11 protein-coding genes are annotated in these 15,057 nt (G+C 61.0%); 9 read left to right on the forward strand and 2 right to left on the reverse strand.

Features of this window, described 5'->3' with window-relative positions; all coding sequences use genetic code 11:
* Window positions 1-63 precede the first annotated feature (63 nt).
* A complete protein-coding gene (locus ACFWEM_RS29840) occupies window positions 64-1,509 on the forward strand; it encodes an amino acid permease (protein WP_378539367.1) in 1,446 nt (481 codons plus the stop codon).
* Window positions 1,506-2,426: a universal stress protein gene (locus tag ACFWEM_RS29845; RefSeq protein WP_378539369.1), complete on the forward strand. Its 921-nt coding sequence runs from the start codon at window positions 1,506-1,508 to the stop codon at window positions 2,424-2,426. The genes ACFWEM_RS29840 and ACFWEM_RS29845 overlap by 4 nt, the downstream gene beginning before the upstream one ends.
* A 42-nt stretch (window positions 2,427-2,468) precedes the next feature.
* Here the strand turns inward: ACFWEM_RS29845 and ACFWEM_RS29850 are convergent, their stop codons facing one another.
* Complete coding sequence (locus ACFWEM_RS29850; RefSeq protein ID WP_378539370.1) at window positions 2,469-3,470, reverse strand: MBL fold metallo-hydrolase; 1,002 nt, start codon at window positions 3,468-3,470, stop codon at window positions 2,469-2,471.
* 296 nt (window positions 3,471-3,766) lie between these two features.
* Between ACFWEM_RS29850 and ACFWEM_RS29855 the strand changes: the two genes are divergently transcribed.
* The 7 genes from ACFWEM_RS29855 (at window position 3,767) to ACFWEM_RS29885 (ending at window position 14,079) form a co-directional block, all read left to right on the forward strand.
* Entirely contained in the window at window positions 3,767-4,867 is a 1,101-nt protein-coding gene (locus tag ACFWEM_RS29855) for an LLM class flavin-dependent oxidoreductase (protein ID WP_378539371.1), read from the forward strand.
* A gap of 109 nt (window positions 4,868-4,976) precedes the next feature.
* Window positions 4,977-7,100 carry a hypothetical protein gene (locus ACFWEM_RS29860; protein ID WP_378539372.1) on the forward strand — a complete coding sequence of 708 codons (2,124 nt, stop codon included), beginning with the start codon at window positions 4,977-4,979 and terminating at the stop codon, window positions 7,098-7,100.
* Complete coding sequence (locus ACFWEM_RS29865; protein WP_378539373.1) at window positions 7,093-8,610, forward strand: ATP-binding protein; 1,518 nt, start codon at window positions 7,093-7,095, stop codon at window positions 8,608-8,610. Before ACFWEM_RS29860 ends, ACFWEM_RS29865 begins: the two co-directional genes overlap by 8 nt.
* Window positions 8,607-11,531, forward strand: coding sequence for a Z1 domain-containing protein (locus ACFWEM_RS29870; RefSeq protein ID WP_378539374.1), 2,925 nt, complete (start codon window positions 8,607-8,609; stop codon window positions 11,529-11,531). The genes ACFWEM_RS29865 and ACFWEM_RS29870 overlap by 4 nt, the downstream gene beginning before the upstream one ends.
* Before the next feature lie 33 nt (window positions 11,532-11,564).
* Window positions 11,565-12,419 (forward strand): ParA family protein, encoded by an 855-nt coding sequence (locus ACFWEM_RS29875; protein WP_378539375.1) that lies wholly within the window; start codon window positions 11,565-11,567, stop codon window positions 12,417-12,419.
* Window positions 12,416-12,907 (forward strand): hypothetical protein, encoded by a 492-nt coding sequence (locus tag ACFWEM_RS29880; protein WP_378539376.1) that lies wholly within the window; start codon window positions 12,416-12,418, stop codon window positions 12,905-12,907. The genes ACFWEM_RS29875 and ACFWEM_RS29880 overlap by 4 nt, the downstream gene beginning before the upstream one ends.
* Window positions 12,908-13,056: 149 nt before the next feature.
* Entirely contained in the window at window positions 13,057-14,079 is a 1,023-nt protein-coding gene (locus tag ACFWEM_RS29885; RefSeq protein ID WP_378449246.1) for an HNH endonuclease, read from the forward strand.
* Between the two features lie 42 nt (window positions 14,080-14,121).
* On the opposite strand, the gene ACFWEM_RS29890 is transcribed toward ACFWEM_RS29885, so the two are convergent.
* A complete protein-coding gene (locus tag ACFWEM_RS29890; RefSeq protein WP_378539377.1) occupies window positions 14,122-14,712 on the reverse strand; it encodes a hypothetical protein in 591 nt (196 codons plus the stop codon).
* Window positions 14,713-15,057 lie beyond the last annotated feature (345 nt).

Below are 15,057 nucleotides of genomic sequence, written 5' to 3' on the forward strand. Positions count from 1 at the left end.
AGGACACTTACGTGCAGTATGAGGATACAACAGTTTCCTACCAGGCACTCTAGAGGAGCGTCGATGGCTACTCTCGTCAAACACGTACTTCGGCGCAAGCCGGCTTTACAGATAGACCAGGAGACCGGCGCCGATGCCAACGGCGGCGAGCTGACCCGCAGTATCGGTTTGGCGCAGTTGTCCATGTTCGGCATCGGCGCCACGATCGGCACCGGTATCTTCTTCGTCCTCTCGCAGGCAGTCCCGGTCGCCGGTCCGGCAGTGATCATCTCCTTCGTTGTGGCCGGTGTCGTCGCGGGACTCACAGCGATTTGTTACGCGGAGTTGGCCGGAGCTGTCCCGGCGTCGGGCTCGTCGTATTCCTACGCTTACGCGACGCTCGGAGAGCTTCCGGCCATGGCCGTCGGCGCGTGCCTGCTTCTCGAGTACGGAGTCTCGGCCGCGGCGGTGTCCGTCGGATGGTCGCAATACTTGAACCAGCTGCTTGGCAACCTCTTCGGGTTCCAGATTCCCGACGCGTTGTCACAAGCGCCGGAGCAGGGCGGCATCATCAATCTGCCCGCAGTGATCCTGGTGTGCCTGTGCGGTGTTCTGCTCATCCGCGGCGCCAGTGAATCGGCCAAGGCCAACGCCATCATGGTCTCGATCAAACTTGCAATTCTGTTGCTTTTCATCGTGGTCGGCATCGCCGGATGGAACAGCAATCACTTCGCCGACTTCGCACCGTTCGGATTCAGCGGCGTCATGTCCGCCGCCGGAATCATCTTCTTCTCGTACATCGGCCTCGACGCCGTGTCCACCGCCGGCGAAGAAGTGAAGAACCCTCGTCGCAATCTCCCTCTCGCGATCCTCATTGCACTCGTGTCCGTCACCGCGATCTACATCGCCGTTGTCGCCGTCGCGATCGGTGCGCAGAATTCCGCATCGTTCGAAGGTCAGGAAGCCGGACTGTCCGCCATCCTCGAACAAGTGACCGGATCTACCTGGCCGGGAACGCTTCTGGCCGCTGGTGCGGTGATCTCGATCTGCAGCGTCACGCTCGTGGTCATCTACGGTCAGACCCGTATTTTGTTCGCGATGTCACGCGACGGCATGATTCCGTCGATCTTCCACAAGGTGAACCCGCGGACTCTGACGCCGGTGCCCAACACCATCATCGTCTGTGTCGTCATCAGCGTTCTGGCCGGTTTCATTCCGATCAACTTTCTCGCCGAAATGACCAGCATCGGAACCCTGGTGGCCTTCCTCGTGGTGTCGGTCGGGGTCATTATCCTGCGGCGCAGTGACCCGGACCTGCCGCGCAGCTTCAAAGTTCCTGGCTATCCGGTGACACCGATCCTCTCGATCCTGGGCTGCCTGTGGATCATCAAGGACCTCCGAACCGTGACGATCTACGTGTTCCTCGTCTGGGTGACCGTCGCGATCATCTGGTACTTCGCCTACGGTATGAAGCACTCGCGCCTCGGTGCGAAGAACCGCACCGAGTTGGGATCGGAGTCCGAGTCATGACGCTGCTCGCGGGATACGCACCCGACGGTGACAGTTCCGGAACCGTCCATCTGGCAACGCTGTTGGCGCGCTCGTCCGGTGAACCGTTGGTGATCTGCGCGGTGATTCCCTCGCCGCCACCGCCCGGAATGGCGCGTGTCGACGCCGAATACCACCAGCAATTGCGAGCCGAAGCCGAAGCGGCGCTGGCGAAAGCGCGGGCCGACATGCCCTCGGACGTCGACGTGACCTATGTCGTGCATGAGGCTCAGTCGACGTCGAGTGGCCTGCTCGATCTCGTTCACGAGCACGAAGCCAAGATGATCATCCTGGATTCGTCGACGGCCGGGGTGTTCGGTCACGTGGCTCTCGGCAGTGTCACCTCCCGCTTGCTGCACAGCTCCGACGTTCCGGTCGCGCTGGCGCCGAGGGGATTTCGAACCAAGCCCGGTGAGGTGGTTCGCCGCGTTACCGCCGCCTACTCGGGCACACCCGATCAGGACGATCTGGTGCTCGCCGCCGCGACTGTGGCTGCGCGTGTCGATGCCGGACTCAGATTGGCGGCGTTTGCAGTTCGTGCAAACGCGCAGTACACGACCACACTCGGGACCGAGGGGGATTCACCGGTCATCTCCGAGTGGGCCGAGGTAGTCGAGCGCGAGACCAACGCTGCCTTCGAGCGTGTGCGTGCACTGCCCGAAATTCCTGACGTCATGGAATCGGTTATCAGCCATGGTCGTAACTGGGCCGAGGCGCTCGAGGGCGTCGAGTGGGATCGAGGTGACGTTCTGACGGTCGGCTCGAGCAAGGCAGGTCCACTGGCGCGGGTGTTCCTCGGCAGTCGCGCAGCGAAGATCGTGCGGTACTCACCGGTTCCGGTGGTAGTGGTGCCGCGATCGGCGTCGACCCGAATAGTCGATCAGGCCGAAGCGGAATAGAGATCAGGGCCGACGAGCGGAGTGCTTGTCGGCCCTGATCTTTCAGATCGAGCGGGAGAAGAGCGCGGGCTCGGAGCCGGGAACCTGAGAGACCTGCTCTCGGGCAACCAGATGGCGCAGGTGAGCTGCACCCTCGGACAGCGCCATCGTCTTTCCCATCGGGGAGATCTCGGCCCACGGCTTGTACCACTTCATCTTTGCCGCGACGTCCCACACGGTGAGCTTGTCGTCGGCGAACTCCTGGAGCAGGTGATCGAGTCGCTCCTGGTGATGCTCGATCAGCTCGCCGGCGCGGCCACCGACGTCGTCGATCGGAATGCCGTGAGCGCCGAGACCGCGGGTGATGTTCATGTTCTGCACGCGTGCGAGCGAGTGGAGGAAGTCGGCGAGGGCGTCTCGCTCGTCGAGTGGGTACACGAAATTGCCGACGTGTGGTGTGGTCTTCTGCAGGACGTGGTCGCCGGTAAACATGACGTCGGCGTCGTCGAGGTAGAAGCAGACGTGACCAGGCGTGTGGCCGGGGGTGTAGACAACGCGGAGGCCGCGCCCGGTCAGCGCGATGATCTCGTCGTCCGCGAGAAGGCGGTCGGGAGCGGACTCGGGGCCCACCGGAGACTCACCCGCGGCAGTCAACCGGAAGGCATCGCGGTCGGCTGCGGGTGCTCCAGCGCGTTCCATGTTCTCGAGCTGATATGCCATCCACTCGTCGTCGCGTGCAGTCGACATCTGATCGAACAGGTAGTGGTCGTCCTCGTGCATCGCGATCCAGGCGCCGGATGCCTCGCGGACCCGTCCGCACAGTCCGGTGTGGTCCGGATGGAAGTGCGTGACCACGACGCCCTCGATGTCGGTCACCGAATGCCCGATCTCGGCGAGCCCCGCGTTGAGGCCCTGCCAGCCATTGTCGTCACCCCAGCCAGCGTCGACCAAGATCAGTCCGCCGGGGGATTCCATGGCGTAGACGAGCGTGTGCCCGAGCGGGTTGTCCGTGATCGGGACAGGAATCTGGAATATGCCATCACCGATGGCCGCCGCACCGTTCATAACAAGTACCTCTTAACGATAAGGGAACGCACTCTTAGTACTTCATGTTTACCGTGCGCTCGTTTGGTTGGTGACACAGGTCCTGCCTGGCGGGAGTTCGGCATGTTTTCGGTCGACTTCGGATCGGTGAGAGTTTTATCGACTGAATGGTCTCATTGATTCGAAAGATCTTGCTGAATAGAGTGTTTCGCGAGTTCGTTGCGTTGGGGTCGTCGTCGGTTGGCGGATCCGTCGAGCAACCGCGCACTAGCCTCCGAGGGACAGGCGCGCTGTGCGGTTATCGAGAAAGACGGGTCATGCGTTTTCAGGTTCTGGACATCATTTTCAACCCACCCCATCCAGTGACCGGCGAGGAAGTTGCCCCGTCCGATCGGCTCAACCGCGTCGTCGAACTGGCGGTTCTCGCCGAAGAGTTGGGTATCGATTCGTTCTCGGTGGGTGAGCGCCATGCCGGGCCGGTTCTTTCGTCGGCACCAACCGTCGTTTTGGGGGCGATTGCGCAGGCCACGGACAGAATCCTGCTGTCGACAGGTGTCACGGTCCTTTCGCTACTCGATCCGATCCGAGTCGCCGAAGATTTCGGAACCATCGATCAACTCAGCCGGGGACGCCTCGAGATCGTGATCGGCAAGGGCAACGAGGTTCTTCAATACCCGCTCCTCGGTCTGGACATCGCCAAGCAGTACGAGTACCTCACCGAGAACTACGAACTCCTCAAACTGCTGATCAGCGAGGAAAACGTCAAGTGGGTGGGAACGCACCGGCCTTCGCTCGAGGACGCGACGACGCTACCGCGTCCTTTCGACGGACCGTTCCGTATCTGGCATGGATCGGCTACCTCGTTCGAGGCCGTCGAACTGGCGGCGAAGTGGGGCGACCCCATCGTCACCGCCAACGCCTTCCAGCCTCGTGAGAACTACAAAGTGCTGATCGACCACTACCGCGAGCAGTACCTGGCGTACGGGCACGACCCGTCCAAGGCGTACGTCGGCTCGGGTTCGGGCGGATTGTTCCTCGCCGACACGACCGAACAAGCGATCGAAGAGTTCCGTCCGATCTACGAAGGCGCCGTTGCGCAGGCCGACAAACGCAAGCACGATCCCAAAGCGGTCGGAAAGTCGACGAGCTTCCGGACCATCGAGGAAGCCGTCGACCGCGGGCCGGCGTTGGTCGGGTCTTCGGAGCGGGTCGCCGAGAAGATCATTGATTACCACCAGAGCTATGGCCACGATTTCCAATCGGTGTCCGTCAATCACGTGCTCGACTTCGAGCAGCAGAAGGACACTTTGCGCCGATTTGCGGAAGAGGTTATCCCGCTGGTGAAGGCAGAGCTGTCGACGACGCTGTGGACCTCGGCCGACAAAGATCGGGCGAAGGGTTTCACCGCCGTCGACTGAGCGGAGAAGCCTGACTGTCGGGTAAGCAGGTCCGGCGCTGCGACCGCTCACAAGCTGCAGTAACTTGTTACCGACACCGCGGTCGGTTTTGACTGCAATGAAGGTATCCGTGAGTGGGAGTAGTGCGTTGACGTTGGGTGTGAACTCGCTTCCCGCGAACGAGCTGAGTCAGACGCCGTGGGTCGATCTATTTCCTTGGTTGGACGACTACGTGTCCGATCGTGCTGCGCTGCTCGAGCCGCTGGCTCCGTCGCCTGATTGGTGGTTCAGCGAAGCGCCGTCGTTCACTGTTCTCGAGGTCGATCTCGAGAAGGTTCTCTCCGAGCTGGCGTCGCTCTACATCGCTCACCACGCGGCAGCGGTATTACAAGAGAGCTTTCCGCTTCTTGGTGAAGATCTCCCGCTGGAGGCGTTGAGTCTCGACACTCGCGCAGTGACGGCGTTGTCACGGCTCACCACCGACAAAGCAATCGGCGGACTGCTGACGCACACGACCGCTGAGATCTTCGGCGTGCGCGGAACGAGCGAACAGACGGTGCACGACATAGTGCTCAACCTGTTGGTCTGTGCGGTCATGACGACTCCGCTCGCCCGCGTCGAGACCGCCGAGGAAGCAGTTGCCCCACCCGCGATCACGGCGCTGCTCGACGATCTCGCTCAGCTCGCAATGTGGCGACGGGTCCGTGGCCAGGACAGCAGACCGCTCGTCACCGTCGAGATCGACGATGAATCTCCCGCCTCGATTCAGGAAGTTGCTGCCCGGATTTCGGCTCTGACGCCAAACGACTTGCCCGACGCCGACCGTACCGACGCGATGGACGAGATCGACAATCTCTTCTCGCAGCTGGATGAGCGGGAGTCGTTGGTGTTGCGTGAGCGGATCGTAGCGCGAGTGCCGCAGCGTAGGGGAGCGATCGGAGCCAAGCTCGGAGTGGGCTCAGGGCGGGTCGGGCAGATCGAGGCCGACGTGAAAGCCAAACTCAACGCGGCGTGCGGATTCGGGACAGCCGTGGGGAACCTGCTTGCCAGCCTGCGCGTCGAGATTCAGCCGGTAGCTTCGCTTGATCGCCTCCTCGACGTGCATCCGAGCATCGCGGCGGAGGTGCCTGGTTACGGAGTTCCGCTGTGGTTGGTTCTGGACCGTCTCGACGACTACTTCGAGGTGACTGACGGTTGGGCAGCCGCTCCGGGCGTCGCGGCGGCCAAGAAACGCACTCAGACCTTGCTGGAAGACTTTGAGTCCCCCAACGGTGTAGTTGCACTCGACGACGTCGCCGAAGTTGTGTCGATGTCACGCGGCGAACTGGAGAAGTGGCTTGCCTGGTGCGGGGTCGTCGTAGTGGCGGATTCTGCGCTGACGCGTGCGCGTCGGATCTCCGATCTGGCAGTCGGCGCGCTCGAAGCCGTCGGATCGCCGAAGTCCGTCGTCGAGCTGGTGGAGTTGCTGAAGTCCGATCGCAGTGACCGGTCGATCGAGCGCGCGCTCGAGGCCGACGATCGCGTGGCGCTCGACGGCGCAGTGTGGCGGCTGCACGCCTGGGGAAGCGCGGATTCCGTTGGGGAGGAATCGGTTTCTTCGGGAGAGGCTGAAGAAGCCAGTGAGTTCAACATTGGTGGTGACGGGATAGTCCGGCGCAAGCGGACACGCAACACTGCGAAGACGCCAGAGTTGACTCGCCGCCTGTACCGGTCAGGTAGTACGTGGCGGTATCGACTGACCGTGACCTCTGATCATCTGCGGGGCTCCGGGTTTGCTGTACCCGCCGGTGTCGCGGTCGCTGCCGGCTGTGCGCGCGGCACGAACATCGAGTTGGAGAGTCACCTCGGCGTTCAAGCAGTTCGATGGACCGGAGCGCAGCCGACGTTCGGCACTATCCGCCGGTTCCTGCGTGAACTGTCCGCGGTGGAGGGCGAAGACGTGTTGCTCGAGCTGTGGCAAGACGGAACCTTCCGCGTGGTCCGACCGGCGATCGTTCACTCTGACATCGACCCACTACGTCAGGCACTCGCAGAGGTTGGCAATCGCGAGCCATTGCGAACTGCCGAGAGACATGTGGTGCGGATTCTCGCCGAAGCCGTGTGTCTGGACGGCGAAGACCGTCCACGAAAGATACTGCGCGCGTACGAAGATCGTGGTGAAGACGTGGTTTTGGACTTCCTGGAGGCGGCATGGAGGCGCGGCGAAGCATCCGAAATCGACGAGGTAGAGGGTAAGGATGCATCCCATGACTGACGTCGCGGACACCCGCATAGTGTGCACCAAGATCCTTGCTGCGGACGAGTCCCTCGCCGGCGCCATCGGCTTGCACCACACCATCGCGACAGCGCTCGCCGATCTGATCGACAACAGCCTCGACGCCGCGGCCTCCCACGTGCTGATCAGGTTCGTTCAGGACGGCACACGGATCGTGTCGATGATGGTGATCGACAACGGCTCCGGCATGGACAGTGACACCATTGATTCCGCGATGACCTACGGCCGCCGACGCGACTATGCCGCCGGGGACCTGGGTCATTTCGGTGTAGGGATGAAAGCGGCGTCGTTGAGTCAGGCTCGGTTGCTCCGAGTGTGGTCTCGAAAGTCCGGGCACCCGACGCAGGGCCGCGAGATCGACTCGGCCTCAGTGCAGGGGCGTCAGTCAGTTTCGGTGATCGAGGACCGGCAAGCCGAAGAATTCTTCGACGCAGTCACGCCCCGCTTTCCCTTCGACACCGGAACTGTTGTCGAATGGCGCGGCATCACAACATTTCTCATGTCCGCGCACGCGGACGAGCAGACCAGCTGGCTCGAACAGACCATCAACGACGTGCGCAGTCACCTCGGCGTCGTATTTCACCGTCTCATCGAATCCGGCCGGATCGCTCTGACTGTCGATGTCTTCGACGTCGAAGCGGGACGCGCTGGCGCGCTGCGCAAGGTCAGCGCCATCGACCCGTTCCGGTATCCGCGCACCGGTGACCTCAACTACCCTCGGACACTTACCGTGTCGATCGCCGGTGCCACAGTAACCGCCGAAGCTCACGTGTGGCCCGCGCGGAGTAATGCACCGGAATTTCGCATCCACGGCGCCCCCGGCCGCGACCAACAGGGGCTCTACTTCTATCGGCACGATCGTCTTCTGCAGATCGGTGGATGGAACGCGATAGTGCGGGGTCGACCGGATTACGGCTTGGCACGAGTCGCCGTGGATCTGAACGATTCTCTGCTGCAGCACATCACAATCAATCCCGAGAAATCGGGGGTGACGCTCGACGCCACTGCGTCGGCTGCCGTCGACGGGGCCGTCTTCACGGATGGCAACGGTGGATTCCGTTCGTATCTGACCGATGCTGAGCGCGTCGTGCGGGCAGCCCGAAGTTCTGCACCTCGGCCGATCAGCGTCATCGAGCCGGCATCCGGCTTTCCGGAAGACGTGCTCGATTCCTTCAGCGACGCCTTCGAATTCAGCGTCGGTGATGATCCGGTTGCCGTGGGTTGGCGGGCCTTGGCGCGCGATCAGTTCTTCGAAGTCGACCTCAAAACTCGAACTTTGTGGATCAATGCGCGTTTTCGGCGTGATCTGCTCGGACGTCGCAGTCTCGACCCTGCTGATGCTCCGGTGCTCAAGACTCTCGTCTTCCTGTTGGTGAGTGAGATGTTCGAAGGAACGAGAATCGGCGCGCGTCAGAGGGAAAAGATGCAGGCGTGGCAGGAAGTGTTGATTTCCGCAGTGGCAGCGCACCGGGAGCAGGTAGTGCAGTGAGTGATGAGGTATTCCGTGCGGTTGCACGTGAACTCGGTGACGGGTTTCCGCCCGAGAACGTGCTCTACCCGGTCAACGCGCGCCTGCGAGCGAGCTATCCGGACGGCCTGACCATCGCGGACATCATCGATGTGTTCCTCGACGACAGTGCTGTCGGTGTACGAACGGCGCTCACCTCGCGTCTACGGCAGTGGGATGCGGAAAGTGTTGAGACGTGGGTGGGCTCGACTGTTCCGCAGAGCCCGGAACGGCGAGCTCGGATCTACGACTTGTTGGGATTGCCGGTCGACGCCCACGCCGAGATGGATGCGCACTTCCCTCGCGAAGGTGGGCCGGTTGTCATTGCTGCTCAGCAGCCGTGGGAGCCCTGGTACACCTCCGAGCGCCGGCGCGAGCACGACTTCTATTGGCGCGCTTACAAGCGAGTTCTAGCCGACAAGAACTGGGACGAGGCGACAATCGGAAAGCTGGACATTGCAACCACTGAGGTCGTGCACCGGCTTGCGGATCCGACGCGGCCCGAGCCGTATCAGTCCAAAGGTTTGGTGGTCGGCTACGTCCAGAGCGGGAAGACGGCGAATTTCAGTGGCGTAGTGGCCAAGGCGATCGACGCTGGGTACCGCTTGGTCATCGTTCTGACCGGCACTATCGAGATTCTCCGGAGCCAGACTCAGCGACGCCTCGACATGGAATTGGTCGGTCGTCAAAACATCAGTGCCGGTGTGGACGACGACTACGCCAACGACGAGGACTGGCGAAACGGGAACTTTCTCGAACACGAAATCGATCCGAACAAGACGAATGAAATCCCGGCTATCCGTCGGCTCACCACCTCGACCTTTGACTACAAGAGTCTGCTCGCGGGCTTGAGCGCACTGCACTTCGAAACCGTGGATCACTCTCTTCCACTCAATGATCCGAAGAATCTGTACCCCAGCAATATTCGCATCGCGGTCGTGAAGAAGAACGTCTCCAGCCTCAAGAAGCTGGTGGCCGATCTGAAGAAAGTGCCGACCGAACTCGATCAGATTCCTGCCCTGATCATCGACGACGAAGCCGATCAGGCATCGGTGAACACGATCGATCCGAAGAAGATGAAAACCGAGCAGATCGAGCGGACGGCGATCAACGGTCAGATTGCCGAGATCCTCGGTCTACTCAAGCGTGCCCAGTACATCGGTTACACCGCAACACCTTTTGCCAATGTGTTTGTCGATCCGGAGGACAGCGTCAACGTCTTTCCTTCGGACTTCATCGTCAGTCTCGAGCGGCCCGGCCCGTACATGGGTGGTGCGGACTTCCACGATCTCGACGATCTCGAAGACGACGACAAGACTCCGGCCAATTCGAACCAGAAAGCGTACGTACGGGATCTGCGGGCCGAGTGCGACGCGGATCGTTCTGCCGAGCAACTGCGGGCCCTCGACTCGTTTGTCCTGACCGGGGCGATCAAGCTTTTCCGGGAATCGAAGGGCGCCAAGCAGTATCGGCACCACACGATGTTGGTGCACGAATCGGTGAAGCAGGCCGAGCACGATGTGGTGGCCAACGATTTCAAGGCCTTGTGGAAGTCGGCGGGGTACAGCCAGGCAAAGAGTCTCTCGAGGCTGGAAAAGCTCTGGGCCGAGGACTTTGCAGTGGTGAGTGCTGCGCGTGGTAGCGAGTTGGCTAATCCCAGCTCGTTTGGCGACTTGGAGGAGTTCATCGGCGCCGCCTACGACAGGATCTCGGAGGGAACCAGCCCCGTCATCGTGGTCAACGGGGCAGCCGAGAAGGACTACAAACAGGATTCCCTCGATTTCCAAGAACGGGGAGTGTGGAAGATCCTTGTCGGCGGAACGAAGCTGAGTCGCGGATTCACGGTCGAGGGCCTGACCATCACTTATTACACGCGTCGAACAGGCCAAGCTGACACGTTGATGCAGATGGGACGCTGGTTCGGATTCCGCCCCGGGTACCGAGACTTGGTGCGCCTGTTCATCGGCCGCACGGTTGGCGGACCCGCCGGCGCGGACTACGACATGTACAAGGCGTTCGAAGCGATCGTTCGGGACGAGCAGGAGTTCCGGAATGAGCTCACTCGGTTCAGCGGAGTGAACGAGAAGGGCGAACCGTGGGTCACTCCACGCGATGTGCCGCCGATGGTGTTTCAGCAGCTGCCGTGGCTCAGGCCAACGGCTCGAAACAAGATGTTCAACGCCGATCTGGTTTATCGAGGCATGGGTGGTGAAAGTTTCAGCTTCACGATGCAGCCCCCGCGAGGCGACGGTTCGATCAACGCTCGGCACTTCGACGCGGTTGCACCATTATTGAAGTCGTTGGGCGAAACAGGGTCCTTCAATTTCGTTGACAAGGATGATGTTTCGCGATCGTTCACTGCGCGATACGGCATTGTCCCTGCCCATGTGGTGTTGGAGGCCGTCGACCAGTTCGAGTGGGCGAACGGGTGGGATTTCGGTCCCCACCGCGAAGCGCTCTCGACTGCAATCGAATCCGGATTGCTCGAAGACTTTGCAGTTCTGCTTCCGTACCCCAAGTCCCGGGAGCCGATCGAGATCAAGGGTTGGCACGAGAAACTTCCGATCGTCAATCGTAAGCGTCAGGAACGCGAGTACCGAACAGGTTTCACCGGTACGGCAGTTCGTGAGCGCGATGCGATCGAGCACATTGCGGGCAGCCCGAAGAAGAACGGTGGACCGCTTGCGGGTGCTCTTCATCGGAAGACTCGCGGTGCATTGATTCTGGTATTGGCGAACGATCCGGCTCCTCGTCAGTTGAAACGGGCACAGGCTGGTCCCGTGGACTCGCGCGATTTTGCGACGTTGTTCTCGTACGCGCTTCCGCACGCGGCGGAGCCGTTGGGGCGAATCGGTTTTCGGGTGAAGCAGTCAGGTACAGGGGCGATCGTCGATGCGAACTAGGTGTGTTGTGGTGGGAGACAGGAATGGGTTCTGATGGCTAAGACGATTGCGACGATCAACCTCAAGGGCGGCGTCGGTAAGACGACGATCACCGCGGGGTTGGCCGAGTTCATGTCGCTCGAATTCGGTCAGCGCGTGCTGCTGATCGACCTCGATGCGCAGATCAATCTGACGACGATGATGATCAGTGAGGGTCACTGGCTCGAACTCAACAAGCAAGGGCTGACCAGCGCAACCATTTTCCGCGACGCCGTCGATGGCACGTCGAACTTCGATCTCGAAGCGTCGATTCAGCGCGGAGTTTCTCCGGTCAAGCGAGTGACGGGTGTGGATCTGCTTCCTTCATCTCTCGATTTGATCGAGTTGCAGGAGGAGATCAGTGCCCTTCGCGTGGCTGATCGGAACTCCACCAAGCCGGTTGAATTATTGAGGGATGCCGTCGCACCGGTGATGCCGTACTACGACTACGTCCTGATCGATTGCCCGCCGAATCTCGGGCCGATCACACTCAACGGACTGGCCATGGCTGACGGCTACGTGATTCCCACGATCCCGGATGTGCTCTCCACGTACGGCATTCCGCAGATCCAGACGCACATCGCGAAGTTCGGCAAGGAACTCGGCCGTGAACTCTTCGAACTTGGTCTGGTGATCACCAAGTACAAGTCCAACTCGGCGGTGCACCGTACGACTGTGCGAAATCTTCGACGCGATCCCAACGTCCCACACGTATTGCCGGAGTATCTAGCGGAGTCGAATCAGATTGCCGCGTCGGCGGAGTTTCACCCGTACAGCACTTTGAAGGTGAAGTACGGCAATGCAGGTCAGTTCGATCAGATGCGTGCGATCACGCAGAACATTCTCACGGAAGCGCAGGCGAAGCTATGAGTGCGGGTATCGATGAGGCGCGTCGTCGCGTGCAGGTGCAGGAGACCGGTGCCGCGCTCCTGAAGTTGGGAGCGACCAACGCCTCAGCATCGGTGTTGCTGGCCAAGCTGGTTCAGGTAGTCGCGGAGGAAGCTGCCCGCACCCCGCGCTTCGCGAAGGCAATCGAGAGCGCTTTCGCAGTTCCGTCGGATGGATCCGCCGCCGTGGTACCTGCTTCTGCGCCGGCGCCGCGTCGTCGTGCTGCGGCCCCGAAGGTGAAACGGGAGCCGGGCGCTTTCGACCCGTTCGAGGTCTTCAAGCTTGATGGGGAAGAGGCTCTCTTGGAGCGTCTTTCGGCCCTCGATGCCGACGGGATCAAGGACATCATCGCGGAACAGGAAATCGACACCCACAAGGAGACGGGTCGCAAGCGCAAGGTTGATGTGCTTGCAGTCTGGACCGTGGAGCGAGTGAAGGCATTGACCTCGAAGGGGAGTGCCTTCCGGTAGGGGCCTGCGGCCCCTGTGCGCCTTTTTGGTAGTGGGCGCCCCCAGAAAGGCGCATAGGTTCGTCGGCCTCGTTCATCGGTGGATGGCGATTCTGCACGGGTGGCTTCGACTGATTTCGCGTGGTGCCGGCTACTGTGTGAACTTGCGGGTTGGACACCTACCAGGAAGGCGCAAAAGTGGCACCTTCAGCGATTTCTGAGTTTATTGATCCATCGCCCGCCGCGCTGGCAGCGCAATGGAAATCGGTGCTCGTTCGCCAGGAGGTTCCGAAGGGAACCCGGCAGGTGCCGTTTGTTCCGAGCGAGGTGGTGTTGTCCCTCTGTGCATCTTTGTTGATCGACCATCGCCGGTTCGGCAGCTCTTCCGCACACCGTGCGGGAACGCCGGTCGAGCAATTTTCGAGTTTGTTTAAGCGTCGGCCCACCAGTTTTATCGCAAAGATGGCGAACCTGGACGGAACGCGTAGTCATGGCGGGCGTCATGAGGTCGAGATCGCTTCGTTGATGCTCTCGGACAGTGAGTTGATGCAGGACGTCTATCTGCGAATCCTGCGGTCGGCGCGTTCCCACGGAATTGACGAACGTGCGTTGCCAGACTTCCTTGGATTGGAAAGCGGCGAAACGCTGTGGCTAGCGGGACAGGAGGAGTTAGTCCAAAGTGAGATCGAGAGATCCTTGGAGCAGTCGCTCGAAAAGTGGTCTCGCGAACGCGACGATATCCCCATCGCTACCACTCAGCGGTTGCTGACCTCCAGAGTTCGGATCGGCCAGCATCGGTTCGCCGCTGGGGTACTCAGCAATCACGAGCACCGCTGCGTGTTCTGCGGCCTCAGCGCGAACATCGCTGGCCGACGCCGGCCGCGCCTACTGACTGCAAGTCATATCAAGCCCTGGCGGGACAGCACTGACAAAGAGCGACTCGATCATCGCAACGGTTTCACCGCTTGCCCGACGCATGACATTGCCTTCGATACAGGGCTCATCACCGTCGATGAGGACTTGAACCTCCACTATGCGCCCGGCGTCGAGAGCGATATGGAGATCGAAGGTCCCCTTCGCGCGGCACTCGGAAAGCCGCCGTTGAGAGACCGATTGATCTTGCCGGACAAGGCGGAGCGTCCAGATGTTGTCTATCTGGACTGGCACCGCACACAGATCTACGTCGCATCGTGACGACTCCATGGAGTGCTTGGCGGAGCTGATCGGAGAGCCAGCCTATTTGACTGGGGTAATGCCGAGATCTCCGTCGACGGCGTCTGTTTCATCGCCGCACGCGCAGTCACAGTCTCCGCCGCAACCGCCGGGATTGCAGTCGCCGGCGTAGCTGTCGTCATCCGCGTCGCAGTCGAGGGCTCCGCCGAAGGATTCAGCGAAATCGTCGTCGAGTTCGTGAGTGAAGTCGTGAACCTCGTCGATCAAGTTCAGCAGATGCTGCGGGGCGAAGGGATCGGCGTCGAGCATCGTGGAGACCAGCAGGTGGTCGCCGCTGAAGGCGAAGCGCAGGCGCGGCCATTCCTGCGCGAGTTCGATCAGTCGAGTCGCAGCGTGCGAGGGATTGCCGAGGCCCGTCAGGACCGAGGACCAGACGTTGATCTGGGGTCCGTCGTCGGCGACGGTCACGTAGACGACAAACCCGTGAACCGGCACGACAATGTCGCCGTCGTCATCGGTGGCAGGCTCACTGCCCAGTAGTTCGGCGAGAGTTTGAACGCACAGGCGAACCAATTCGTCGCGCTCGTCCGTCACCAAGGCAATTGCGCCGTTGATGTGGAGGGGCTGGTCGGCGGTCGTGTCTTGGTCGCTCATGGATCCTCATGTTCTGTGCCAGTCCGAGTAGGCGCTGGGCACTGTTTTCGTGCGGTAGCTGTCAGGTCTACGGTAATCGGCGCACACTATTGGCAGCGCAGTGGATGATCAACAATGCCTGCGCAGGTCCGCGCTGATCAGGACTTGACAGCCGACCAGCGACGCCATGCGAGCCCCGACAAATCGGGCAACCTTGTGGCAGTGAGTATCTCGGCTGTCGGTAGGTAGATCTAGCCTCCATCGATGACGGGTCAGCGAGTTCGGCGAGCTTCACATCTGCGTTTGGTACCTGCATATCAAGCGGCGCAAAGCCAGATGAAGGTCCTTACGCCGAGGCAGATGCGG

It is taken from the genome of Rhodococcus sp. NPDC060176 (assembly GCF_042728675.1).
In the GTDB taxonomy this organism is placed as follows: Bacteria; Actinomycetota; Actinomycetes; order Mycobacteriales; family Mycobacteriaceae; genus Rhodococcus_F.

Excerpts from the sequence above, each read along its gene's own strand:
- ACFWEM_RS29840 (WP_378539367.1), top strand. The coding sequence starts at position 64 with ATGGCTACTCTCGTCAAACACGTACTTCGGCGCAAGCCGGCTTTACAG.
- ACFWEM_RS29845 (WP_378539369.1), top strand. The coding sequence starts at position 1,506 with ATGACGCTGCTCGCGGGATACGCACCCGACGGTGACAGTTCCGGAACC.
- ACFWEM_RS29850 (WP_378539370.1), bottom strand. The coding sequence starts at position 3,470 with ATGAACGGTGCGGCGGCCATCGGTGATGGCATATTCCAGATTCCTGTC.
- ACFWEM_RS29855 (WP_378539371.1), top strand. The coding sequence starts at position 3,767 with ATGCGTTTTCAGGTTCTGGACATCATTTTCAACCCACCCCATCCAGTG.
- ACFWEM_RS29865 (WP_378539373.1), top strand. The coding sequence starts at position 7,093 with ATGACTGACGTCGCGGACACCCGCATAGTGTGCACCAAGATCCTTGCT.
- ACFWEM_RS29875 (WP_378539375.1), top strand. The coding sequence starts at position 11,565 with ATGGCTAAGACGATTGCGACGATCAACCTCAAGGGCGGCGTCGGTAAG.
- ACFWEM_RS29880 (WP_378539376.1), top strand. The coding sequence starts at position 12,416 with ATGAGTGCGGGTATCGATGAGGCGCGTCGTCGCGTGCAGGTGCAGGAG.
- ACFWEM_RS29890 (WP_378539377.1), bottom strand. The coding sequence starts at position 14,712 with ATGAGCGACCAAGACACGACCGCCGACCAGCCCCTCCACATCAACGGC.